Here is a 22087-nt window from a genome sequence, read left to right as displayed (position 1 = left end):
ACAGTTTACTATACGTGTCTACACATTGTACTGTCTTTTTCGCTTCTCTTACCTTCGTCATACTCCCTCCAAGCTTTCCAGCCTTTTATCTCCATTCTAATTCACCCATTTTGATGAAAGAGGGGTAGGTAGTGGATTAACCGCACGATTGCTCTCTCTGAGACTAAACCGTGCACACGGCTGTGCAAATGCTGGAGCCGTTGGTTAAAGATGCCCAGCATGTGCAGTGCCATTTCTGGAGCTTCCCGAAACCCATTCAATAGAGCTTCCCTCTGGATGGTCAATACTTTAATCGGCTCTAGGGCTGTGGCAGTAGCAGGGGCCACACCATTACCGAACAAAGCTGGGGCAGCAAATACTTCATCGCCCCTCAGCAACCTCAAGATAGTTTCCTTACCTGATTCAGAGATTTTGGTGAGCCGCAAGGAACCCGTCACTAACAGATAGAGGCAAGCAGGCAGGGCATCGCCTTCATAAAATACAACTTCATCGCTCTCGTAGGTCTTCAGACTACTATGCTCGGCAAGTTGACCTAGCAGTAGTGGCTCTAATTCTTTAAACAGGCTGATGTACTGAAGCTGCTGGACATCGATCTGCATGGTGACATTGTCAGGGAGGCTCGTGAATCTCCATTAGACCATAGGGGACATCAGGAACAGGTCAGTGTTCTCTCCATGAGCTACCTCATAAACAGGACTAAGCCTCTCTGTGAGAATAAAAGTATACTTCCCTGGTAAATGTCATGACGGTCACCCCACTCAATCTCAAGACTGCCTCTGGACATCAAGTGCTAGCAGCGGCCGGTAAAAAGATCCTGCGTCCCGGCGGGCGGAAAGCCACAGAAATCTTGTTTACCTGGGTCAATTTTCAACCCGGTGAGACGGTGCTAGAGCTAGCCGCCAGTTTTGGCTACAGTGCCATTGCCCTAGCCCAGAGTTATGGTGTCAAGGTGGTGGGCATCGAAAAAAATCCTGAGAGTGTGGCCCGCGCCCGGGCCAACGTAGAGGCTGCTGGCCTGAGTGCTCAGGTGAATATCCGTGAAGGCGACTTTTTTCACCTGGAGCGCATCCCAGAGCAATTTGACTATGTTCTGGGAGAAGCCATTTTATCCATGCAGTCAGCCCCCGCTAAAGCCAAAATTTTACAGGGGGTAGGAGCTCGTCTTAAACCTGGTGGGCAGTACCTCAGCCATGAAATGCTAGCCCAAGGTGCCCACATTGAAGACATTTACCGAGAACTGGCAACCACTATTCGGGTTAACACAGCCCCGCTCAATGAATTGGACTGGCAAGGAACCTATGAACAGGCTAACCTGACCGTGCAACAGCATCACACTGGTCCCATGGCTTTACTGAACCCCCTGACCATCGCCCAAGAAGAAGGCTTGGGTACCCTGCTGAGTCTGGGTTGGAATTTACTGGTGCATCCGCCTATGCGGCAACGGATTTTAGCCATGCAGCAGGTATTTACCAAGTACGGCGACGATCTAGGCTACATCATTCTCCGTGCCCAGAAACCTAGCTAGCTCTAAGTTACCTAATCACCTTCCATCTTTACCTGAAAGCCACTATGAAAACCCCAATCCTTACGTTTCAAGCAACTTTTACCCGTCTACAGGAGCACATCGAATACCCTAAGGCAGGAGTGTTGAGCAAAGCTTTATTGCAGGACAAAACCTGCCAATACACCCTCTTTTGTTTGGCGGCGGACACCGAAATTTCAGAGCATACTTCCACCCGCAATGCCGTGGTGCAAGGAATAGAAGGCACTGGCATTTTGACCCTAGAAGGTAAGGATATTTCCCTAGAGCCAGGGGTGTTTATTGTCATGCCGGCCAACGCCCCCCATGCCCTGAAGGCGATCTCAGATTTAGCCTTCTTACTAACCCTGTCGCAGCCCTAGAGAAAGTCATGGTTTGTTAACTTATCTTGGGACAGGATGTGATTTTGTCAGCATTTTGTAAAACTAGATACAGCAATAAGTCATCCTGCTTCCATTAAAAAGTTTGGACTTGTCCTATGCCACTATGCCTAAACCTCTAGCTCCAAACCGAGACGACCCCTGTTTGGAATCCGGTTTGTCATATCACTTACACCCGTGACACCTGGGTCAAACTCGAATATCCGCCTACCGCCTATGCCGCCGATGAAGCCAAACTTCTCTGCCAAGGGCCTGCCAACACTTGGGTAACTTGGGTGCCTGACCATGGCGAAGTGGTAGTGGATCGCAGTCATTTTTACTGTTAGGGCTTATCTTCTCCTCACTGGAGTAGTGGCTAACCTTATAAATCAGCGTTAAAACCTGCGCTTGAGTTATTGCTATGGATAACCTAATCTGCCATTGATTGGGATGAAATGTTTGAATATCTGCCAGGCACTGTGGTGGAACTGAAAAAGGAGCCTGGCATACCTCAAAAAATTGATTACTACGAAGCCACCATGGTGCCTCCTATATGGCTTATAGATGACCCTCGACCGCATTCCCACGAACTGCGTATTTTATCTCGCCGTACCATCCGAGCTTGCGACCTAACTGTTTTGGTCTAAGAACATCGGGTTCATAGCCCTCAATTAGTTGTGTAGCAAAGCTTCCAGGATTCATAGAGAACCCTGGGAGTCAGTTTTACTGGTTCAATACATCACTTTTGTGTTGAGGGGCAGCAGCAATGGCGGCTACCTGGGCTTTCAATTCCTCTGAGACTCCCATTTCCTCCAGGGTGATCATCAAGTCTTCCGCTACAGCATCGAAGTGTTCGTGGTTGAGACCATGATTTTGCACCAGTTCTTGGTGGGCTTCCCGCATATAGCGACCATCATATTTATCTGTGCCGCCAAAGGCATAGGTTAAAAAAGCCTTTTGGTGGGCCCTCTGCTTAACCATATCCACATTGGCAAAGAAGTGTTTGATACGGTCATCCTGAAGCACCCGCTCATAAAATTTATCAACGGCTAGATCTACGGCCGCAGCACCGCCTAGTTGCTCGAATAAGGTCGTCATGGATTCTCCTTGAGAGTAAAAAACTATTGAGAGACCCCCGGTTTCTCGAAGAAGCCAGGGATAAGGATTAGAGGTTATTGACCCTCTACAGCGGGACTCACAGCTTCAGATGGGCCCAGTTGAGTGGGCTGATGGAAAACGGAGTACACTGCTCGTACTGTAAACACCACTATGCCAATTGACCCCAGGGTAAAGACAATATCGCCGGGGATACGTAACCAAACTGTCCACTGCATCCAGGATGAACCAATCACCTCCGCACTGCGGGCATACCAGGTACCCTGGTTAATCGATTGCATGAGTTGGTAAAAGCCATTGGGAATCAAGCCCAAGACCATCATCATCCCTAGACCACCATTGAGGCTCCAAAAGGAGAACCGCAGAATCTTCTCATTCCAGGCCCGGTCCGGCACAATTTCCCGCAGGGAGAACAGCATTAAGGCGATCGCCAAACAGCCATAGACTCCAAACAGGGCACTGTGGGCATGGATGGGGGTGGTGTTAAGGCCTTGGGAGTAGTAAAGGACGATCGGCGGGTTAATCAAAAACCCAAAGACCCCAGCACCCACTAGGTTCCAAAAGCAGGTAGCTAAAAAGAACCGTAACGGCCAGCGGTAGAAACGCTCGGCTTGCTCGGACATCCGCAGGGTTTTGACCACCTCAAAGCCAATTAAGGTAAGGGGAACCACCTCTAAGGCAGAAGCCACGGCCCCCATGGCGGCAATAAACGATGGTGTGCCGGCAAAGTAGAGGTGGTGCAACGTGCCGATGACACCACTGCCCAGGTACAAAATGGTGGTTAGGTAAGTAGCTCGCAATGCTGAAGACTTTTTCAAAAATCCCAGTTCGCTACAGAGGTAGGCAATGGTCACCGTGGCAAACACTTCAAAAAAGCCTTCTACCCAGAGATGCACCACCCACCAGCGCCAGTATTCCGCCATGCTCAGGGAGGTGTGATTGTTATACATCAGCCCCGCAGCGTAAAACAGGGGAATGGTAATGGCACTGTAGAAAAAGAAGTGGTTCAGCCCAGTTTTATTGCCTTCGGCTTTGAGGGCAGGGCGTAGGGCACGAAACATTAACCACAGCCAAAAGACCATGCCACCGATCAGCAACAATTGCCAAAGACGACCCAGTTCCACATATTCATAGCCTTGATGACCAAACATAAAACTGTTGTCGCCGGTGAGAAAGCCCTGCACACTGGCCCAGGAGCCAATCAGGGAACCCACCACCACCACCGTTAAAGCAATGAGCAAGCCACCGTTGCCCCACACCTGACCCTTAGGTTCCTGCTTGCCAAAGCGGGGGGCAAAATATAGACCCGCCGCTAGCCAACAGGTGGCAATCCAAAACACTGCCAGTTGTAGGTGCCAGGTACGGGATGCCGCATAGGGAAGGTATTGCTGGAGGGGTAGGCCGTAGAAGCCATCCCCTTCCACTGCATAGTGGGCCGTGACCATTCCCATGGCAATCTGTACCCCAAACAAGGCCATGGCCACCCCAAAAAACAGGCTGGTGGCTTTTTGGCTAGGGGTAGCAATACGAATGGCGGGGCGATCGGGGACAACCTGAACTTCTTCCGCATCTTCTTGAGTGAGGTAGATGACCAGGATTCTTGAGTGAGGTAGATGACCAGGAAAGCGGCGATCGCAAAAATCAGCACTATCACTGACACAATGGACCACACCAAGAATTGCCCCGGTGGTTGATTACCAATCAAGTCATCGTGGGGCCAGTTAGCTGTGTAGGAAAATGGGGCATTGGGGCGATTCGCTGCCGCCGCCCAGGCCGTCCAGGTAAAGAAAGTGGTGACATCATGGATATCCTGCTCGCTTTTAAACCAGCCATTGGGGATGGAGTGAATGCGGGAACCATGGGCTAATAGCTCTTGGTAGTCGGCAAACACTTGCTTGAGACCTTCCGTTTGGGCAGAAGTAAGGACCAAAGTATCGGTCTCCGCATCATAGCGGTTGGGCTTAAACTGTTCCTGAACCTGAACTTCTAGCAATGCCCGATCTGAGGCACTGAGAGCTTCAAGGTTAGCTTGGGAAAAACTGGGATCATTGGCGTAGAGTACCCCTGCTGTGGCTAGTCCCCAACGGTGCAAAACATCCGCTGTCCAGTCGGGAGCTAGATAACTCCCGTGGCCCCAAACACTGCCCACGTGCTGGCCGCCCCTGCCTAGGTAGGTAACCTGACCATTTTCCACATCGGCAGCGGTGAAAATTATTTCCTGTTGGGGCGACTGGACTATGCCGGGATGGGGGGGAGCATATTTCGATATGGCAGCCCCGGCCCCCAATAAAACGCTGAAGGTGATAACGCAAATGAGTATCAGCCATACCGGTAAATTAAAGCTTCTAGATCGAGCGCGAGACAGCCCTGCAACTTCAAGGGATGGATTAGCCATAGTTAAAGAGTATTTTTAAAACGTTTCTGTCGACCCACTTCAGACATAGAGATTTATTGGGGATAGCTCTACCCATGCAGGGTTAGACATGGCTTGAGTAACTTGATCTGACTATTCGGTGCAAGTCTAACAGACCGTTCTCAGCTCCTCTATGAGCTAGCTCATGGCTCAAAAGGAAACAAGCCATACTTCTTGGCAACGAAGCAAGCAAATACATAAAAACCACAAAAAAGAGCTCCGAGCTTTACTGGCGGCAGTTTGAAAGGGGTCATAGTAAAGCCAGCAACGTTTATTGAGTAGCCAGGGTAACAATTCCGTTACACATCTAGCTCCAACAAGAACAGATTTAACACGACAATCGAACACGGGAAAGACTCTTCTACTTCTAACTCCAACAAGTCTTTGTCGCCTGTAATTAGATAATCAGCCTGTCCTACCAACGCCAGCACCAAAAAAGGTACATCAAAGGGATCTCGGCATGGGGGAGTTACCGGTAAAGGGTTAGGTATCTCAACTGTTTCGCAAAACGGTAGGTAATCAGCTAATAAATCCTCTCTTTCTGTTGGACTTAGCCTAAATTTGGGGTAAGCAAGCACCCGCATTAACTCTGTAACTGTTACCTTCGACACCAAAGGGATACAGCCCCCAGACTGCCATATTCCACGTAGTTTACCCGTCACACCACCAAAGATTAAGGCTGACACCAACAGATTAGTGTCGATAACAACCCGTGGAGCAGCCTTCATGACTGACGTGCCCAGTCCACAGCATTGGTAATATCTTCTTCTGTTATGTTCAGAGCCGCTAACTTAGCTCTGACAGCATCAGCTCGTTGGATTCGGACAGGGGTAAGAATAATTTGTCCACCCTGCACTGTGACTTCAAAGTACTCTGCCGAGCCAATCTGTTGGGTAACGGACTTAGGCAAAGTGAGCTGATTCTTAGATGTCAACTTAGCCAGCATGACATTGCAACTCCAAGGCGAAAAAAAGAAAACAAGGATTCCTTACTTAGTATAACTTGGGCACCTGGTTTACAGAACTGCAGGGGATTTAGGGATTCTTCGACTGTGTAGTCCCAATTCACCTAAAACACCTACCGATAACCCTCACTCCAACTTGGAAATGGGGGTTTTGTGTGCCAAAGTTTTGTCCGTTAATAGGTCTTGCACTGTGGCCAATAATTCCCGTTTTTCATTGACTTCAAAGAGAATCGAAAGTCTGTCGCCGCTCATTTGTCCAGGGGGATTGAGGGTGAACGTTACTAAGTCATGGCGGGCTTCTAGGGAACGGAAGGATTGCTGGCTATGGAGTTCGGAATTAACCAAGCGTCCCTGTTCGTCATAAATAACTTCCGATTGGCTCAATTTTGCTAGTTCACCGACGTTGAGGCGGATGGCGGTCTGATTGGCATTGGCTGTTTGTAACGTCAGTGGTTCAGGACATTGGCAAGGGTATTTAGTCCCTGCTTCAAATAGGGGGTGATAGGTGTAGGATTTTGTGCTGGGTTGCCAGAGACGAATCACATAACTGTGGCGTAGATAGTCTTCAATGGCAGTTACCTGACCCAGACATAATGCCCCATGGCACACCGCTTCAAAGGGTTTGTGGTAGGCTACCTTGGCTTTACCAAAATAGGACAGCACCAACTGTCGCACCGCCGGGAGCATACTGGTTCCCCCAGTCAGCAAGACCCGTTCCAGTTGAGCTTTGTCAATGCCCCGGGCCAGGGCAAAGGTTAATACTTCATCCAAACAACCCCGTAGCTGTTCTTGGAATTGTTGCTGTTCTAAAACTTCTTCTAATTGGTCACGGCTGAGGCTAATTTCATAACTAGTGAAGGTTTCATCGTCCAACCAGCTTTCTTTGGCTGTTTCTTGGCTGGAAAGACGGGTCTTTACTTTCTCAGCAATGTCCAAAAGTGCCTGCTTCGTTGTGTTATTGACCCCATCCAGCGCTATCCCCTGCGAACGGAGGCAATGTTCCATAATCCACTGGTCAATGTCTTCTCCCCCCAAATAAGCCCCCGATTTGGCAATAACTTCAGCTTTTAGGGAGGTATTGCGTCCATCTGATGGGGTGGTTCGCACCAAGCTAATGTCGAGGGTGCCACCACCAAAATCAATCACTAACACCAGGGAGCCGGGTCGCTGAATGGTGTAGCCCAAGGCTGCCGCCGTCGATTCATCAATGATTTGTAAGCTTTCCAACCCCAACTTGGGGGCTAAATCTCGAAACCAGTCCAGATAGCGTTCAAAGGCCTCCACCGGCACGGTAAAAATTGCTTGGGTGGGATGGATATTTTGTTGTCTTAACTGGTCCCAGAGCTGTTGTAAAAAGCCCTCACAGACCATTTCTGGGGTATAGGCAATGTCATCGATCAACCGGGGGGGTGACTGGAAATCTGCCACTAACTGCCGCTTAAAAGACTTAAATAATCGATCTTTTTGGCTAGCTTGTAACCCCAACCTTTTGGCTCGCACTGGCTGTCCTAAACTCCAGTGTTCTTGCTTATGGATATAGACCAAGCTGGGAATAACTGGAATATCAACAATGTTGCCGTCCTTTAACTTCTGTCTGAAAACCCGGGCAATGGAGTCGATCCGAATACTGATGGGGGCTTTGGTCTGGGGGTCTAGACGACTAATGACGGTATTGCTGGTTCCAAAGTCAATGGCAACGGTGGTCATGGCAAGAAATTATGCACCAGGGGGTAAAGTACGGCTCACTTTTGCTGGGGCAAGGATGGCATCCCCATCACGGTAACCGATAAAGCGTACATAGACGTTTTCTCCTTCAGTAATATCTTCCTCATCGGCTTGGTGAATTTGGGGGTCATAGGTGACTTGCTCCCACACTTGCCCAATGGGTTCATAGCCCCAATTTTCCAGTAAGTTCTCTAGGGGAACGAATAACGCCGATAGATTCCGGGCCGGCATATTGGGGTTGGAGTCCGCCATCCTACGGGCACTGGGATAATTGACTAACAGGGTTTGTAACGTCTCAAAGGTATCTGCCTTCAAGTCCCCTTCTGCCTGGGCTTTACCCGCCGCTAACTGTTCCTGTAGTCGGGCAATTTCTTGCCGCAGTTGCTCCAATTCCACTGGATCAGTGGTGGGAACTGATGGAGTTGCGGGAATGCTGGTTGATTCGGACTCAGTCTGCGTATAAAAGGGGGTAGCCCAAAAGAAGAGTAGGACGGTGATAACTACCCACAGCACCACTGCAAAGAAAATATTTTCCAGACCCATGGGTACTGCTCCTTATAAATTTTGTCCAAGACTCTGATTAGTTGTATTAACCAAGTTCTCATCCCCGTCATAATACTCCGGCAAGAGTTCCCGGTCTTCCACATCCCCCAACGCTTTCTCGACTCCAGAAGTGGTTAGGGTACAACTATCGCCTGTGGCATTAATCACCCGCTCTGTGACTTTGCCATCTTTGCCAATGCGATATTCTACTTGTTGATATTCAGCCATAGGTCAGTTTCTCCGGCAATTTAGATAGGAAATGTTTGTTGCAAAATGGCTTCAACCTGAATTTTAAGTGAAGGTACTTTGTTGGTAATTACATCCCAAATTATCTCATCTTCCAATCCAAAGTATGCATGAACAATAATATCCCTTAGTCCAGCAATTTTCCGCCATTCCACCAATGGGTAACGCTCTTGGATTTCAGGGGGGATTTTTTTGACTGCTTCGCCGATTATCTGTAGATTTCTCATCACTGCATCAAATTTCATCTCATCTTGAAAAAAAGCATCGTAGTTTGTATTCTCCAGGTAACGCAAAATTTTCTTGCTACTGTGCAAAATATCTTCAAGATATAGTTGGGGACTACGGGACATAGATCGCCTCATTTAAAATTGCACTTTTATAAGGTTCCCGAAGGCTATTTTCCGTCACCAAATCGACCTTAACTCCTAGGTTATCTTCTAAAAAGAACTTCAATTCCATATAGCGATCAAATGTTACCTTCCCAACAAAGTTAACCAGTAAATCAAGGTCACTGTGATCACCGGCTTCATCCCTAGCAACGGAACCAAAAATGGCTAGAGATGCCACACCATAGTTAGTTATTTGACTTCGATTCATCCGCAAAAATTCGACAACACTAGTAAGCTTCATAATCCAATCGCCTTGTTAGTGTTGGTGCTTGCATCTACATTAGCCAAGTAGAAATCAGTTTCGCTCAAGTCGGCTCCCTCCAGATTAGTAGCAAGGAAATTAGTGTTATCAACTATCGCTCCTTGTAGACAGGCATATCTTAAGTTAGAGCCATTGAAGTTTGCATTGGTTAGGTTGGCTTTATCAAAGTTACAACAGATTAGTACTGTTTGATTGTCTTTGTCTGAACTAAGGTCTGCATTAAGTAATATGGCACTGCAAAAACTTGAGTTATTTTTAACGACTTGTTTTTGTTCTTCTGGTGTCAATTTAAAATCGTTGTAGTTCTTCTCCTCATTGACCTTCTTGCATAAGATCAAACCTTGTAAATAACTCATGGTTTCATAGGATGGTGTTGCAAAAAATATAGAGGTGTTTTTCATGATAATGGAAGTCATATTAGCCGAGCTAAAATTGCTTTTTTCCATGGTGACATTGCAAAACTTACATCCCCTCAAGTCAGCGTTAGAAAAATTGCAATACCTGATGACGGAGCCACTAAAATCAGCGCCTTCCAAATTTGCTTTTTGGAAATCTACCCTATCAAGCTTACAGTTTTTGAAGCAAGCACCCCTAAGGTTTGCACTCGAAAAATCACATTTTGTAATTAGAGATTCGGCTACGTTTACATTGCGGAGACTAACTTTCGTAAATTCTAGATCGGACATTTTTTGTCCTTGTAAATCTATGCCATCCAGTATTGGGTAAATATATTCTCTCGTAATAAACTGATTCCAAGCCTTCTTACCTGTTTCTCCAGACTGAAGTAGCTTAATCGCTTTTTCTCGGCTAATTTTGCTCTGTGCTCCGGTCTGCGTTCCGCCTAATACGGCATCATCTGGCCTGGGTTGCTGCTGAAAATCTGTCATTGATATTCCCTCTTTTATACCCAGCGCCCCACCACCACCCGCACGGTGCCATCCTCTAACGTCTCTTCTTCTTCCACATCAAAGCCCTGCTCCACCACCGACTGCATCAACATCTTGTGGGCATACTTTTGATTAACTGCATTAACAAAGGCTGTTTCGTCAATCCTTGCCCCCCAGAAGTCCGCCACCAGCTCATAGTTGTCGCCACTCCGTCGAAAGCCTAGATCATAGCCATTGGACTGGCGGATCACATATTCAGCGGTGGTTTTATTGCCCTCATAGCCCCGCACTTCGACATTTTGCAGTACCTCATAACCCAGTTCCCCCAGACTCTCCGCAAGGACGGAACCGTCTTTAATTTGGACTTTGATGGTGGTGAAGTGGGACATAGGAAGAAAAAATAGATTATAAATCTATACTATTTTGCCGCTGCTATCAGGTAATCGCCAATTTTAAAGACATTTTAGATAACATATTTCTTTATGGTTATTTATTCCAGCTTAGCCCGGCTCAGGTCTGTCCCACTAAGGTTTGCTCCCTTTAGGTTAGCATTACTTAGATCAGATTCACTTAGGTCTGCCCCCCTTAGGTTCGAGTTACTTAGATTAGCTTCACTTAGATTAGCCTCACTCAAGTTTGTCCTACTGAGGTTAGCCTCACTGAGGTCTGCTCCTCTTAGGTTTGTTTTATTTAGGTTTCTCCCTCTCAGGTCAGCCCCATATAGGTCTGCTTCACTTAGGTTAGCCTCACTTAAGTTTGTCTCCCTCAAGTCTGTTCCACTAAGGTTAGCCCTGCTCAGATCTGCCCCGCTTAGGTTTGTTTTATTTAGGTTTTTCCCTCCCAGGTCAGCCCCACATAGGTCTGCTTCACTTAGGTTAGCCTCACTTAGGTTTGTCTCCCTCAAGTCTGTCCCACTAAGGTTAGCCCTGCTCAGATCTGCCCCGCTTAGGTTAGCCTCACTTAAGTTTGTCTCCCTCAAGTCTGTCTCACTAAGGTTAGCCCTGCTCAGGTTTGCCCCGCTTAGGTTTTTTCCCCTGAGGCTTGCTCCCCTGAGGTTGGCCTTACTCAGATTAGCCCCAATCAGGTTAGTTCCAATCAGGTTGGCGTTACTTAGATTAGTCCTACTTAGGTTGGCATTACTTAGATTGGACATACCTAGACTTGAATTACTTAGATTAGCTCCAATCAGGTTGGCGTTACTTAGATTAGTCCTACTTAGGTTAGCATTACTTAGATTAGTCCTACTTAGGTTGGAGTTACTTAAATCGGCTTTACTTAGACTTGAATTGCCTAGGTTAGCCTTACTCAGGTCTGCCCCATAGAGGTTAGCCCCAGTGAGGTTGCTTCCATTTAGATTAGCCTCACTTAGATTAGCTTCGCTTATTTGAAAACTATTTAAGTCTGCATTACTCAGACTAGCTCCACTTAAGTCTGCTTGACTTAATAGTACGTATCTAACATTAGCCTTATTTAGATCAACTCCACTTAGAAAAGCATTAGTTAAGTTAGCTAACCATAGATCGGTTCCATTTAGGTTAGCTCCACCTAAATCTGCCCCATTCAGGTTAGATCCACTTAAATCGGCTCCATTCAGGTTAGATCCACTTAAATCGGCTCCATTCAGGTTAGCCCTACTTAAGTTGGTATCACTCAGGTTAGCCCCGCTCAAGTCGGCATCACTTAGATTTGCCCTACTTAAGTTGGTATCACTCAGGTTAGCCCCGCTCAAGTCGGCATCACTTAGATTTGCATCACTTAAATCCATTCCCTTTAGACTTTTCCCACCTGGCTCCTTCAGTATTTCTAGTACCCTCAGCCGTTGGGCATAGCTCTTAACCTCGATGTCCAAACCCGACTCTGCAAGCATTTCTAAAAAATCAAGCCCCTTTTCCCCATATTGCAATGCTTGATCCAATGCTGCTACTTTCTCCTCAATATTTCCCAACTCAAATCGTTGCTTAACTCCTTCAATACCTCCCAAGACCGCCGCATCCAGAGGGGCATCAAATTGTCCCCCTAGTACTGCATCATCCGGTTCGGGTTGTCCCGAGGCGATCGCCATTGCCTGTGCTCCCAACGCTATTCCTATAGGATAAACTAGGGTCATCAATTTGAACGCAGCTAAGTTTGTTACGGAAACAAATTCTATGCCCAACCCTCATAAATATACGATTGAAGCATTTTGGGATCAGGAGGCCGAAGTCTGGGTCGCTGAAAGTGAGGATGTTGTTGGCCTGGTTACAGAATCCCCGACCCTAGAAGAATTGACGATCAAACTACGGCAGATAATTCCGGAATTGTTGGAGGCGAATCAAATTATTGCACCGCATATTAGAGAAAACATAGCTTTTGAACTTATAACTCGGCGGGAAGAATACATCCCAGTAGCTTAGGCATTTATGGCAAAATCCTTCACCCCTGAGCTAAAGAAGCTGTTACTTGCCGCCGACTGTGTGTTTGAGAGAGCGGGCAAGGGAGATCATGAAATTTGGTACAGCCCGATAACTGAACGTCGATTTGTGGTTGATGGCTCCATTAAATCGAGACACACGGCTAATGCTGTTCTCAAGCAAGCTGGCTTGAAAAAATTGTTCTAGATTATTCAATCCACCTCCAGCGGCCCCAATCCTGCATCGGTGCTGTAGCGCCGTAACTCGTCCACCAAATCACTATCCAAAGACGCTGTCCTGGCCCCTGCTTCCGCTGCCCAGTGCTTGAGAGCTTCGATCTGGGGTTTAGCTATGGCGGCTAGGGGAACCGTTTCCCGGATGGACTGCAAAATATCCTCCGTGGTGAAGTCCCGGCGTTGCTGACTGCCGTTACTGGCAAAGGCCCGTTGCATGGCGTCGATGATGACCTGTTCGATTTCTGCGCCACTAAATTGGGGAGACTGGCTAGCCAGTTGATGGAGGTCAAACTCCCGCACTTTAGCAGGACGGAGCCGTTGAAGATGGACTTTGAAGATTTCGGCCCGTTCCTTGGCGTTGGGCAAGTTCAAGAAAAAGATCTCATCAAAGCGACCCTTACGTAACAACTCCGCCGGTAGCACCTGGACATTGTTGGCCGTAGCAACGATAAAAACAGGGCTGGTTTTTTCCTGCATCCAGGTAATCAGGGAACCAAATACCCGCCGGGATGTACCCGAATCTCCATCGGCACCGCTGGTCATGCCTCCAAAGGCTTTATCAATTTCATCCATCCACAACACACAGGGGGCCATCGCTTCCGCCAGTTGGATCATTTGCCGCACTCGGCTTTCACTCTCCCCGACAATGCCACCGAACAAGCGCCCCGCATCCAGTCGCAGTAAAGGTAAGCGCCACTCATGGGCAATGGTCTTTGCTGATAACGACTTTCCTGTGCCCTGAATACCCACCAGCAATACCCCTTTAGGGTTGGGAATGCCATATTTACGAGCTTCTTCGGTGAAGGCTTCCTGGCGCATGCGCACCCATTGCTTGAGGTTATCCAAGCCTCCCACGTTTTTAAGGCTTTCCTGGCTGGGGTAAAACTCTAAAATGCCCGTTTGCCTTACTGCTTGTTTTTTGGCATCCAGTACCCGTTCAATGTCCGTTTCGTTGACCTGTTGCTTGGCTGCTAAGGCAGAGGCCAAAATACGACTGATACGGGCCCTACTTAACCCCTGACAGGCTTTCACCAACTGTTCCTTGCCCAGACCTTGTAAATTAAGCTTGTCCGCAGTGACTAAATTCTTCACCAAGTAGTCAATTTCCGGCACATTGGGCAGGGGAAAGTCCACCACGGTCATTTCTTCCTGCAATTCCGCTGGTACTGCCAGGGTATAACTGGTGAAAAGCAGAGTTTTACGGCTACGTTTGAGTTCTTTGGTTAAATTCTTGATCTCTCGAATAATGGGGGCATGCTTATCGCTCTCCGGTGTCTTGAAAATGGGATGGAGATCCCGCAGGACAAATAACACCGCTTCATTGGCATCCCCTTTGCCGACCCGCCCTAGGGCCGCCATCACTGACCCCTTATCACTGCCGTTGTCCTGCCAGCCCCGCACAATGTCCCAAAACAATAATTTGCGGGGGGGATTACCTAGCTGGGCCAGTTGACGCAACACCTCATCGCTTGGGTCTTCCTCCGCTGTGACCAAGTAGAGCAGGGGAAACCGAGCCCGCACCATCAGGTCTAAATCCTGCAACAGTTGGTGATGGGGATGGTGGGCATTACCTAGGACAGCATCATGGGGTTGGGGGGACATTACTACAGTGATCTTTAGGTCAAATTATCTTGCTTTAATGGTAGTCGGATATTGGCAGAGAAGATCCCTATCTCTGTGTTGGAGTGACTAGAGGATTGTTCAACCTAAAGGTTTACTAAACCCCCTAGCCCTAGTTGCTTTTCGGAACTCGTTGACGCGTTCTCAGGAACAGATTGGACTCAACAGTTAGGCAATCTACCCGTTCCCACTGATAGATTCTGCTAGGGAGGAGTCCTGCTCGACACCAGACCTAACCGCAGACCGCTGTAGCAGTAGCCGTTGTAGTCGTCGCCGCCGCGGGCGAGCTCGTTATTACGGTTGGCGGCACGACAGTTCCCAGGGTTGACGCTCCAAGAGCCGCCCCGGAGTACACGTCGAATTGTTTGAGAATGATTATCAACCCAAGCACTTCCATCTGTTGGTGCTCCCTGATAATTCTCATGCCAGGCATCTTCACACCATTCCCAGACATTACCGTGCATATCATACAATCCCCAGGGATTTGGAGGAAAACTCCCTACTTCTACTGTTTGCTTTCGATACTGCCCTTTTCCTTCCTCAGCATAGGTATAACTGCCATTATAGTTAGCCAGTTTGGTTGTTATGGTTTCTCCGTAGCCAAAGGGCGTTTTTGTTCCTGCTCGACAGGCATATTCCCACTCTGCTTCACTAGGTAACCGATACTGCTTACCTGTTTGTTCCGATAGCTTGCGGCAAAATTCCTGGCACATATCCCAACTGACACACTCCACCGGTCGGTTAGCACCTTTAAACCTCGGAGGATTACTACCCATTACTGCTTGCCATTGGGCTTGGGTCACTTGGTATTTCCCCATCCAAAAATCTGGCACTGTTACCAGATGTTGTGGCTCTTCTTTCCCTTTTGACCAATCTGATTTTTTCTCACTGGAAGGCGCTCCCATCAGGAAACTTCCCCCGGCAATATATACCATATCCAAATAAACCCCATTCCCTAAGTCTTCTCGGTAATATCTTGCCCACCCTGGTGTCCGTTGAATAATCTCTCCCCGCCGGTTTACCGTCACGCTTTTATACTCGTACCACGGAAAGTAAGTCTTTAGCTTGCTTTTTATACTTGCCCTAATTTGATCACCCAACCCGTCTGAATCTTCTTTCTCAGCTTCTTGCCCCCATAACTTCCCCCACCAGGAACGGTTGTCTAATTTTTCATTTTCTTCTACCGTCTTTTCTAATTGCTGGTAGGCTAACCATTGAATTTGAACACTTTTTTCCTGATCCAATACCCCGAATAACGCCTCGATCCCCTTCTCGCCATAGTTCAACGCCTGCAATACCCCTTCCTTCTTGGCATTCTCATTGTCTGATGCCAATTTCTGTCTTATCCCTTCTATGCCCCCTAACACCGCCGCATCAATGGGAGCTTGGTTTTGACCGCCGAGGACGGCATCATCGGGTCGGGGGTGTTGGTTGGTCATGACAGGAGAGAAAGTTGGCTTTGGCTTAATTTTAGTTGGACTTTTTAGAATCGAGTAACGTATTAGAAGTAAGTACTCCAAAACTTTGTATTAGGTCTTGCACGAGTTATGGTGCTGATCCATGTGCCGAGAGCTTGCAGCTCTGTTACTAAGGCTTCATCAGATATTTCTCCGTTGCGCCACTCCTTCCAGGCATACCTAAAGAGATCTTTAATGATAGCGGGCGGGTAGATCTGATCCTCTTCCATTATGTCCTGAATTGTTTGTTCGCTCCATTCAGGATCAAGACTATCATTTCTCCATATAGCTCTTGCTGTTCTAACTTGCATAGTTATTTCCATGAAGTCACGATCAATCTTTATTGAGCAGATAGTGTCGCGTCCCCATCGAGGACTGAATATTGGAACGTTAACTGTGATGCACATGGTATTTTTTACCTTTGACTATGTGATTATACTAGGCTTTGACTTTAGTATAATTCAATTTACTGCCAGATGATCACTATTAAACCCCTAGTAATTTTTGTCGTAGTTCTTAGAGCGTACTTGAAAAGTAGGGATTCAAAAAGTACACTTTGCGAAACAGTTTTCCAAGCATATCTCTTTTCATGTCTCAATAGCTCTTTCCCCTATACCCTTAGGCTATTCGGGACAAATTATGAGAGTATTAGTTCTATGCAGATAATTTATATGCTGTTATGATATGGAAACGACTTTTGACTGGGATGAGGAACGAGAAGCCACCAATCAACTTAAACATGGGGTAGATTTTCAAACTGCCCAGTATGCTTTTTTTGATCCACATCGTCTAATTGTCCATGATGCTAAACATAGCGAGTTGGAGGAACGGTGGTTTTGCATTGGCAAGGTTCATGGACGAGTTTTAACCGTACGCTTTACCTATCGTCAAGGTATCATTCGCATTTTTGGCGCGGCTGAATGGCGCAAATGGAGAAAATTTTATGAGCAGCACAATTCCAGATCCGGCGGAACCCATAGGTGAAGTAACAATTGTCAATGATTTTTTACCTCCTCCTGAAGCCCTTGTGCCAAGAAAAAAGACTGTCAGAGTGACGATGGAGTTTACCAAGGAAAGTATTGAGTTTTTTAAGCAGGAAGCTAATCGTCACAACGCATCCTATCAGGCAATGATTCGGAATCTGGTGGATGCCTATGCTAAGCAATATGATCAACAAGCTCCCGGGAAGCAAAGTTAATGGCGATCGTCGGTTATGCACGGGTTAGTTCCCGCGACCAGAATCTTGATGTGCAACTTCGACAACTCTCCCACTGCGACAAGCTCTTTCAGGAAAAGCAGAGTGGCCTTGATGGCGATCGCCCACAGTTACAGGCCTGTTTGGAGTATGTCCGAGAAGGGGACGTGTTAGTGATTACACGGCTGGACCGTTTAGCTCGGTCTACCCTACATCTATGCCAGATTGCATCAGAGTTAGAACGGAAAGGAGTCAACCTCCAAGTACTTGACCAAAATATTGATACCAGCACTGCCACGGGACGCTTACTGTTCAATATGTTGGGAGCTATTTCTCAGTTCGAGACGGAAATTCGGGCGGAACGACAGTTAGAGGGTATATTGCGAGCGAAAGAGAGAGGAGTTCACTTTGGTCGAGAAAAACAGTTAACCGAGCAACAGGTGCTGGAATTAAAGCAAAAACGACAACAGGGGACTTTGATCAAAATCCTTATGAAGGATTACAAGCTCTCGAAAGCTAGCATATATCGTTATCTGGATGGTACGAAAGTCGTATAATTAGCACATTAAAATGTTGGCTTCAAAAATATTATCTAACCGAAAATGCTTTCTGTACTATGGTCAGGTTATTGAAGAGACGGATGAGGCTAAAGTTTCTTGTCCGAGTCTGAAGACGAGTCGCTTCTGTGAGGGGATTGTCTAGTTTAACTTCTTTGTCCTGATCCCCTCTTTAGCTAAAAATCTGGTAAAAAAGGTTGTGAGAGTCCAAGATTTTAGACTGCTTTCCTGGCCCAGCTTTTGGGATCTACTTCACTCTAAAAAAAGAATGTCAACCTAATTCACCCTACCTGCATTATGGTCTGGTCACGTCGAAATTTTCTTGCAGTGATGGGCTTAGGAGCGGGAGCGGCCCTGTTCAACCCCCGGCAGTATCCTTTAACAGCCGCTATTCCCAAAATCGGCGATCGCCACGGGGATTTGAGTTTTCAACCGATTGACTATCCTATTCCCCTGGCAACAGATGGATTAACCCCCACTCAACAAAAAACTGCCTTTGCGACCTTTGCGGTTCAGGACGAGTTGGTGTTACCGTCGGACTTTGTTTACACCGTCCTGGGGCAATGGGGCGATCCGGTGGGAGATCACTGGTTTGGGTTTAATAATGATTATTTAGGGCTGGTGGAAACTGACGAAAATACGGCTTATTTGTTAATCAATTTTGAATATATTAGCTTTATTCCCTGGCGACAGGGCTATGGAACGGCGATCGGCAAATCTCTACCGATCGAAACGGTGCTAACCGCCGCGGAGGCGCAAGGAGGGAAAATCAATGCGTTTGCCCTGGCGGCAGATAATCCGGTGAAAATTGACATAGAAGCACTCTGTAAAGCGGCTTTGGTAGATCAAGGTATGGGCGTAATTCGCTTAGAGCGCAATGGTCAGGGAGACTGGCAACGATCGCCAAATGCGATGGATCGACGCATTACCGGACTGTCTGGTTTAACCGATTCCCATTATTTAACAGCAACCGGGCCGGCGATCGCCATATTTACCAACCCGACCAAACAAGGCTATGACGACGGACTGGGCGAAAAAATCATTGGCACGTTTGGCAACTGTGCTGGGGGAACAACCCCGTGGGGGACAGTGTTAAGCGCAGAGGAAAATTTCCAAAGCCAGGTTCCAGAAGCAGTTTATGCCGATGGCTCCGCCGTTGATCCGGCCCAATGTCCCCTTAAAATAAGCGCTAGCGGGTTGAGTGGCCAAGGCAATGTGTTTGGCTTGGCGGGCAATAAATATGGCTGGATGGTAGAAATCGACCCAGCCAATGCCAACGATTACGGCACCAAACATACTGCCCTTGGACGGTTTCGCCATGAAGCGGTGGCAGTAAGGGCAACGGCGAATCAACCATTGGCGGTGTATTCGGGTTGTGATCGCAATGGTGGGCATCTCTACAAATTTGTGTCAGCGGAGACTGTCAAATCCCCCACTGATAAAAGCAATTCCCGTTTATTTACTGCCGGAACGCTCTATGGGGCCAAATTCCACGCCGATGGTACCGGAGAATGGATTGCCTTAACCCCTGATACCGTCGTAAATCCTGTTCGTCCTAGCGATATTGCTGTTGATAGTTCCACTACCGGAATTGTCTATTTGCCCCATCCAGACCGGAATCAGTCCGGGGCGATCGCCATAGATACGGATCATGCCGTTGCAGAGTATCAGACTCAATTCGCCACCTTAACCGATCTGTATCCCATTGAGTCAGACCATCAACAAGGGGCAATTTTGGTGGATGCTCATTTAGCCGCCAATGCCGCCGGCGTTACCCCCACTGCTCGCCCGGAAGATACAGAAATTTTGCCCGACGGGTCTGTATTAATCGCATTTACTTCCGGTTGGCCCAGTCAGGGGGATGGCGGTTGCGATCGCCATATTTTTCAGGGGCCACAGGGGGAAGTTCCCTACGACTCTGGTTGGATAATGCGTCTACAAGAAACCGGCGATCGATGTGATGCACTAACTTTTGGTTGGGCAATGATTGCCGCCGGTGGTGAGCCCGGCCAGGGTGGCTTAGGCTTTGCCAATCCCGATAATTTGGCGATCGATGGTCAGGGCGATCTTTGGATGGTCACCGATATGTCCACCAGTAAACACAATCGTGGGTTTGAGCGGAAAGCCGATACGACGAGCTTGGATTCCGTGGGAGTGTTTGGTAATAATTCCCTCTGGTATTTGCCTTTACACGGTCCCAATGCCGGCCAGGTATTTCCCTTTGCCATTGGCCCGATGGATAGCGAGTTGACAGGGCCGGTCTTCAGTCAGGATCAAAAAACCCTCTTTTTGGCGGTTCAACATCCAGGGGAACTCAATGGCCTGCGGCAAACAGAGATAGTCACGATGCCTTTAACTACCACGAATGGCGAACCGTTTCTGCAAACTCGTACTGTCCCGTTACAGTCCCATTGGCCGAACGGTGGAGATATGCCATCCCGTCCGGCAGTAGTGACCATTCAGCGGCGGACTCGCCAACCGTTTCATTCGTCTTAGATCATGATTATTTGATGGGTAAAGGGTCATGGTGTGGAGTGAGCCCTTCATGATGCCGGAGATAGTGGCCCGTCAGAATTGGGCATATCGGCTTCATCCGGTGCCGTACGGTATGAAATTTGTGGGTTTGCAGGTCTTCGGTGTAGTCTTGCCAGCTTCCGCCTGCCACTTTCTTGCGGAGTTTAATAATGGGGTGACCCCAGATAGGGGTTCCTGTTTGAACAAGTTGAACAATGTGAACACTAGGAATACCAAGAAAATTTGTCACCACACTGTACTTCAGCAACAGTGAACGACGATGGGAAAGAACAGTGAAGCAAAGTATATGTGATGTTTCGGTATAAGGATCATTCTTCACCTCGGAGCCGCACTGATTGCTCACTAAACATCATTCATCATTGTCTTCAGCTCCGGTGGCATGAATGATAATAAAGCCTTGCTAAGGCCCTAAGTCAGTTTTGGCAGCAGTCCCTGAGGGTCCCACTGTTGTTTCCAAAACTTTAACGGTTGTAGCAAGGGTCCATAAGCTAAACACAGTTCTTGCTCATAAACTTGAGTGTCCGGATGCCTTTGGACAATGTAGTAATGGTTCGCTAGGGGTAGCAAGAGTTCCAATAGGTTATCAGCCCATGCCCTGCATTGTTTTGCGATTAACAAATCACTAGGATTCCATGCTGTGGTGATAACAATGGACCACTCCGCGTTTCGTCCCGTGTAAGCTGTTGACAATGTGGGTATATCGTTAACAACACCACCGACATGTTGGAAATCTACTTGACACATACCACTGGGAGCTTCGGCGATCGCCTGCTTTAGTATCTGGACTAAGCTATGACCATGACCAGAAGGTAGTGAAAGCGAGTAGACCCAGGTTCGGAGACGATGTTGTCGAGGGGCTAACGTAACTGGAGCTATCGGATGGCTACCATCTTGGAAAGGTAATGCAAAGGGAGGTAACGCTTCCAACCCTTCTACTTCAGCTCTCCAACTACTAGGTAGCTGACTAAGACTGGCGATCGCCGAACTTTCTTCCACCGGCACTACTGCATAGAACATCACAACAGGCTTTTGGGTATCGGGGGTGTAGCCGAGGATAAAAGAGCAGGATGCACTCTGAGGCATATCTAATGGCTTCTTGGACTTCTAACAGTGAAGTGGGCTGGACAATTAGTCGAGGCTGTTGGGCAGCAGCAACACTATTAATCAAGCTACTTAAACTGGACTCGTACCCACTGCTACCTACAGTTAGCAACGGGAAACTCATAGATTCTTCTTGTAAATCTTCCATAGGGTCTTCAAAGCAGGAACAGCAAAGATGGTTGAATGTCGCAACATTTGGGAGTGTCAAGGAATTTGTGTAAAGGGGAAATTAGAAAAGAAAAGAATTAGGGTGTTCAATAGCAAAACAAGCAAGAGCCGCCTTCCAATGCTGGATGGGCATAGTCCATTTGCGGCAAATACGTTGCAAAGCCAGGTATAAGAGTTTGAGTAGAGAGTCTTGGGAAGGGAAAACTCCCTTGGTTTTAATGACCTTACGAAAAGAACGATTGAGAGACTCAATAGCATTAGTGGTATAAATTACCCTCCTGATATCCGGTGGATAATCAAAAAACGGGATAATGAACTCCCAGGTATGGAACCAGAGCTGACTGATGGCAGGGTAACGCTGGTCCCATTTCTGGGCAAACTCCG

Annotated in this window: 27 protein-coding genes; 9 read left to right on the top strand and 18 right to left on the bottom strand. The window is 47.6% G+C overall.

Features of this window, described 5'->3' with window-relative positions; genetic code table 11:
* Positions 1-101: 101 nt before the first annotated feature.
* Entirely contained in the window at positions 102-599 is a 498-nt protein-coding gene (locus IQ219_RS03695) for a Crp/Fnr family transcriptional regulator (protein ID WP_228016693.1), read from the bottom strand.
* A 143-nt stretch (positions 600-742) separates the two neighbouring features.
* Between IQ219_RS03695 and IQ219_RS03690 the strand changes: the two genes are divergently transcribed.
* The 3 genes from IQ219_RS03690 (at position 743) to IQ219_RS03680 (ending at position 2546) form a co-directional block, all read left to right on the top strand.
* Positions 743-1525 carry a cyclopropane-fatty-acyl-phospholipid synthase family protein gene (locus IQ219_RS03690; protein ID WP_194071754.1) on the top strand — a complete coding sequence of 261 codons (783 nt, stop codon included), beginning with the start codon at positions 743-745 and terminating at the stop codon, positions 1523-1525.
* 44 nt (positions 1526-1569) lie between these two features.
* The gene (locus IQ219_RS03685) at positions 1570-1902 is read left to right on the top strand and encodes a cupin domain-containing protein (protein WP_194071753.1); all 333 of its coding nucleotides are present in this window, start codon (positions 1570-1572) and stop codon (positions 1900-1902) included.
* A gap of 452 nt (positions 1903-2354) precedes the next feature.
* Positions 2355-2546, top strand: a complete 192-nt coding sequence (locus IQ219_RS03680) for a hypothetical protein (RefSeq protein ID WP_194071752.1) — start codon at positions 2355-2357, stop codon at positions 2544-2546.
* Between the two features lie 76 nt (positions 2547-2622).
* Here IQ219_RS03680 and IQ219_RS03675 read toward each other — a convergent pair whose 3' ends face one another.
* The 12 genes from IQ219_RS03675 to IQ219_RS03620 all read right to left on the bottom strand — a co-directional run bounded on the left by IQ219_RS03675 (position 2623) and on the right by IQ219_RS03620 (position 12551).
* On the bottom strand, positions 2623-2997 hold the full coding sequence (locus tag IQ219_RS03675) for a group 1 truncated hemoglobin (protein ID WP_194071751.1): 375 nt from the start codon (positions 2995-2997) through the stop codon (positions 2623-2625).
* Positions 2998-3071: 74 nt separating this feature from the next.
* The gene (locus IQ219_RS19975; protein WP_255512800.1) at positions 3072-4466 is read right to left on the bottom strand and encodes a cbb3-type cytochrome c oxidase subunit I; all 1395 of its coding nucleotides are present in this window, start codon (positions 4464-4466) and stop codon (positions 3072-3074) included.
* A gap of 1261 nt (positions 4467-5727) precedes the next feature.
* The gene (locus IQ219_RS03665) at positions 5728-6156 is read right to left on the bottom strand and encodes a putative toxin-antitoxin system toxin component, PIN family (protein WP_194071750.1); all 429 of its coding nucleotides are present in this window, start codon (positions 6154-6156) and stop codon (positions 5728-5730) included.
* Positions 6153-6374: an AbrB/MazE/SpoVT family DNA-binding domain-containing protein gene (locus IQ219_RS03660; protein ID WP_011153799.1), complete on the bottom strand. Its 222-nt coding sequence runs from the start codon at positions 6372-6374 to the stop codon at positions 6153-6155. The genes IQ219_RS03665 and IQ219_RS03660 overlap by 4 nt, the downstream gene beginning before the upstream one ends.
* 144 nt (positions 6375-6518) lie before the next feature.
* Positions 6519-8099, bottom strand: a complete 1581-nt coding sequence (locus IQ219_RS03655) for an Hsp70 family protein (RefSeq protein ID WP_194071749.1) — start codon at positions 8097-8099, stop codon at positions 6519-6521.
* 9 nt (positions 8100-8108) lie between these two features.
* On the bottom strand, positions 8109-8660 hold the full coding sequence (locus IQ219_RS03650; protein ID WP_194071748.1) for a nucleotide exchange factor GrpE: 552 nt from the start codon (positions 8658-8660) through the stop codon (positions 8109-8111).
* Between the two features lie 12 nt (positions 8661-8672).
* Complete coding sequence (locus IQ219_RS03645) at positions 8673-8888, bottom strand: DUF2997 domain-containing protein (RefSeq protein ID WP_194071747.1); 216 nt, start codon at positions 8886-8888, stop codon at positions 8673-8675.
* Positions 8889-8908: 20 nt separating this feature from the next.
* Entirely contained in the window at positions 8909-9256 is a 348-nt protein-coding gene (locus IQ219_RS03640) for a DUF86 domain-containing protein (RefSeq protein ID WP_194071746.1), read from the bottom strand.
* Positions 9246-9503 (bottom strand): nucleotidyltransferase family protein, encoded by a 258-nt coding sequence (locus tag IQ219_RS03635; protein ID WP_228016692.1) that lies wholly within the window; start codon positions 9501-9503, stop codon positions 9246-9248. The genes IQ219_RS03640 and IQ219_RS03635 overlap by 11 nt, the downstream gene beginning before the upstream one ends.
* 29 nt (positions 9504-9532) lie before the next feature.
* Positions 9533-10444: a pentapeptide repeat-containing protein gene (locus IQ219_RS03630; RefSeq protein WP_194071744.1), complete on the bottom strand. Its 912-nt coding sequence runs from the start codon at positions 10442-10444 to the stop codon at positions 9533-9535.
* 14 nt (positions 10445-10458) lie between these two features.
* Complete coding sequence (locus IQ219_RS03625; RefSeq protein WP_194018288.1) at positions 10459-10833, bottom strand: DUF1257 domain-containing protein; 375 nt, start codon at positions 10831-10833, stop codon at positions 10459-10461.
* A gap of 101 nt (positions 10834-10934) precedes the next feature.
* The gene (locus IQ219_RS03620; RefSeq protein WP_194071743.1) at positions 10935-12551 is read right to left on the bottom strand and encodes a pentapeptide repeat-containing protein; all 1617 of its coding nucleotides are present in this window, start codon (positions 12549-12551) and stop codon (positions 10935-10937) included.
* Positions 12552-12591: 40 nt separating this feature from the next.
* On the opposite strand from IQ219_RS03620, the gene IQ219_RS03615 reads away from it, so the two are divergent.
* Both IQ219_RS03615 and IQ219_RS03610 read left to right on the top strand, forming a co-directional pair.
* Positions 12592-12837, top strand: coding sequence for a DUF1902 domain-containing protein (locus tag IQ219_RS03615; protein WP_194071742.1), 246 nt, complete (start codon positions 12592-12594; stop codon positions 12835-12837).
* Between the two features lie 6 nt (positions 12838-12843).
* Positions 12844-13041, top strand: coding sequence for a type II toxin-antitoxin system HicA family toxin (locus tag IQ219_RS03610; RefSeq protein WP_194071741.1), 198 nt, complete (start codon positions 12844-12846; stop codon positions 13039-13041).
* A gap of 5 nt (positions 13042-13046) precedes the next feature.
* On the opposite strand, the gene IQ219_RS03605 is transcribed toward IQ219_RS03610, so the two are convergent.
* From IQ219_RS03605 to IQ219_RS20485, 3 genes are all read right to left on the bottom strand, one after another.
* Entirely contained in the window at positions 13047-14672 is a 1626-nt protein-coding gene (locus IQ219_RS03605; protein ID WP_228016691.1) for an AAA family ATPase, read from the bottom strand.
* A gap of 221 nt (positions 14673-14893) precedes the next feature.
* Positions 14894-16129 carry a formylglycine-generating enzyme family protein gene (locus IQ219_RS03600; protein ID WP_194071740.1) on the bottom strand — a complete coding sequence of 412 codons (1236 nt, stop codon included), beginning with the start codon at positions 16127-16129 and terminating at the stop codon, positions 14894-14896.
* Positions 16130-16191: 62 nt separating this feature from the next.
* Entirely contained in the window at positions 16192-16554 is a 363-nt protein-coding gene (locus IQ219_RS20485) for a hypothetical protein (RefSeq protein WP_368667560.1), read from the bottom strand.
* 277 nt (positions 16555-16831) lie between these two features.
* On the opposite strand from IQ219_RS20485, the gene IQ219_RS03595 reads away from it, so the two are divergent.
* From IQ219_RS03595 to IQ219_RS03580, 4 genes are all read left to right on the top strand, one after another.
* On the top strand, positions 16832-17131 hold the full coding sequence (locus IQ219_RS03595; RefSeq protein WP_194018175.1) for a BrnT family toxin: 300 nt from the start codon (positions 16832-16834) through the stop codon (positions 17129-17131).
* A complete protein-coding gene (locus IQ219_RS03590) occupies positions 17091-17345 on the top strand; it encodes a hypothetical protein (RefSeq protein WP_194018177.1) in 255 nt (84 codons plus the stop codon). The genes IQ219_RS03595 and IQ219_RS03590 overlap by 41 nt, the downstream gene beginning before the upstream one ends.
* Positions 17345-17899 carry a recombinase family protein gene (locus tag IQ219_RS03585; RefSeq protein ID WP_194071739.1) on the top strand — a complete coding sequence of 185 codons (555 nt, stop codon included), beginning with the start codon at positions 17345-17347 and terminating at the stop codon, positions 17897-17899. The genes IQ219_RS03590 and IQ219_RS03585 overlap by 1 nt, the downstream gene beginning before the upstream one ends.
* A gap of 297 nt (positions 17900-18196) precedes the next feature.
* Positions 18197-20395: a PhoX family phosphatase gene (locus IQ219_RS03580; RefSeq protein WP_194071738.1), complete on the top strand. Its 2199-nt coding sequence runs from the start codon at positions 18197-18199 to the stop codon at positions 20393-20395.
* Positions 20396-20842: 447 nt separating this feature from the next.
* Here IQ219_RS03580 and IQ219_RS03575 read toward each other — a convergent pair whose 3' ends face one another.
* Both IQ219_RS03575 and IQ219_RS03570 read right to left on the bottom strand, forming a co-directional pair.
* The gene (locus IQ219_RS03575) at positions 20843-21517 is read right to left on the bottom strand and encodes a hypothetical protein (protein ID WP_194071737.1); all 675 of its coding nucleotides are present in this window, start codon (positions 21515-21517) and stop codon (positions 20843-20845) included.
* Positions 21518-21764: 247 nt separating this feature from the next.
* Positions 21765-22087: transposase (locus IQ219_RS03570; protein ID WP_194071736.1), on the bottom strand; the 323-nt coding region annotated here is incomplete at its 5' end.

Origin of the sequence: Synechocystis sp. LEGE 06083 (assembly GCF_015207725.1) — a bacterium.
Classification (GTDB): domain Bacteria; phylum Cyanobacteriota; class Cyanobacteriia; order Cyanobacteriales; family Microcystaceae; genus Synechocystis; species Synechocystis salina.
This window is presented reverse-complemented; position numbering and strand designations above follow the sequence as displayed.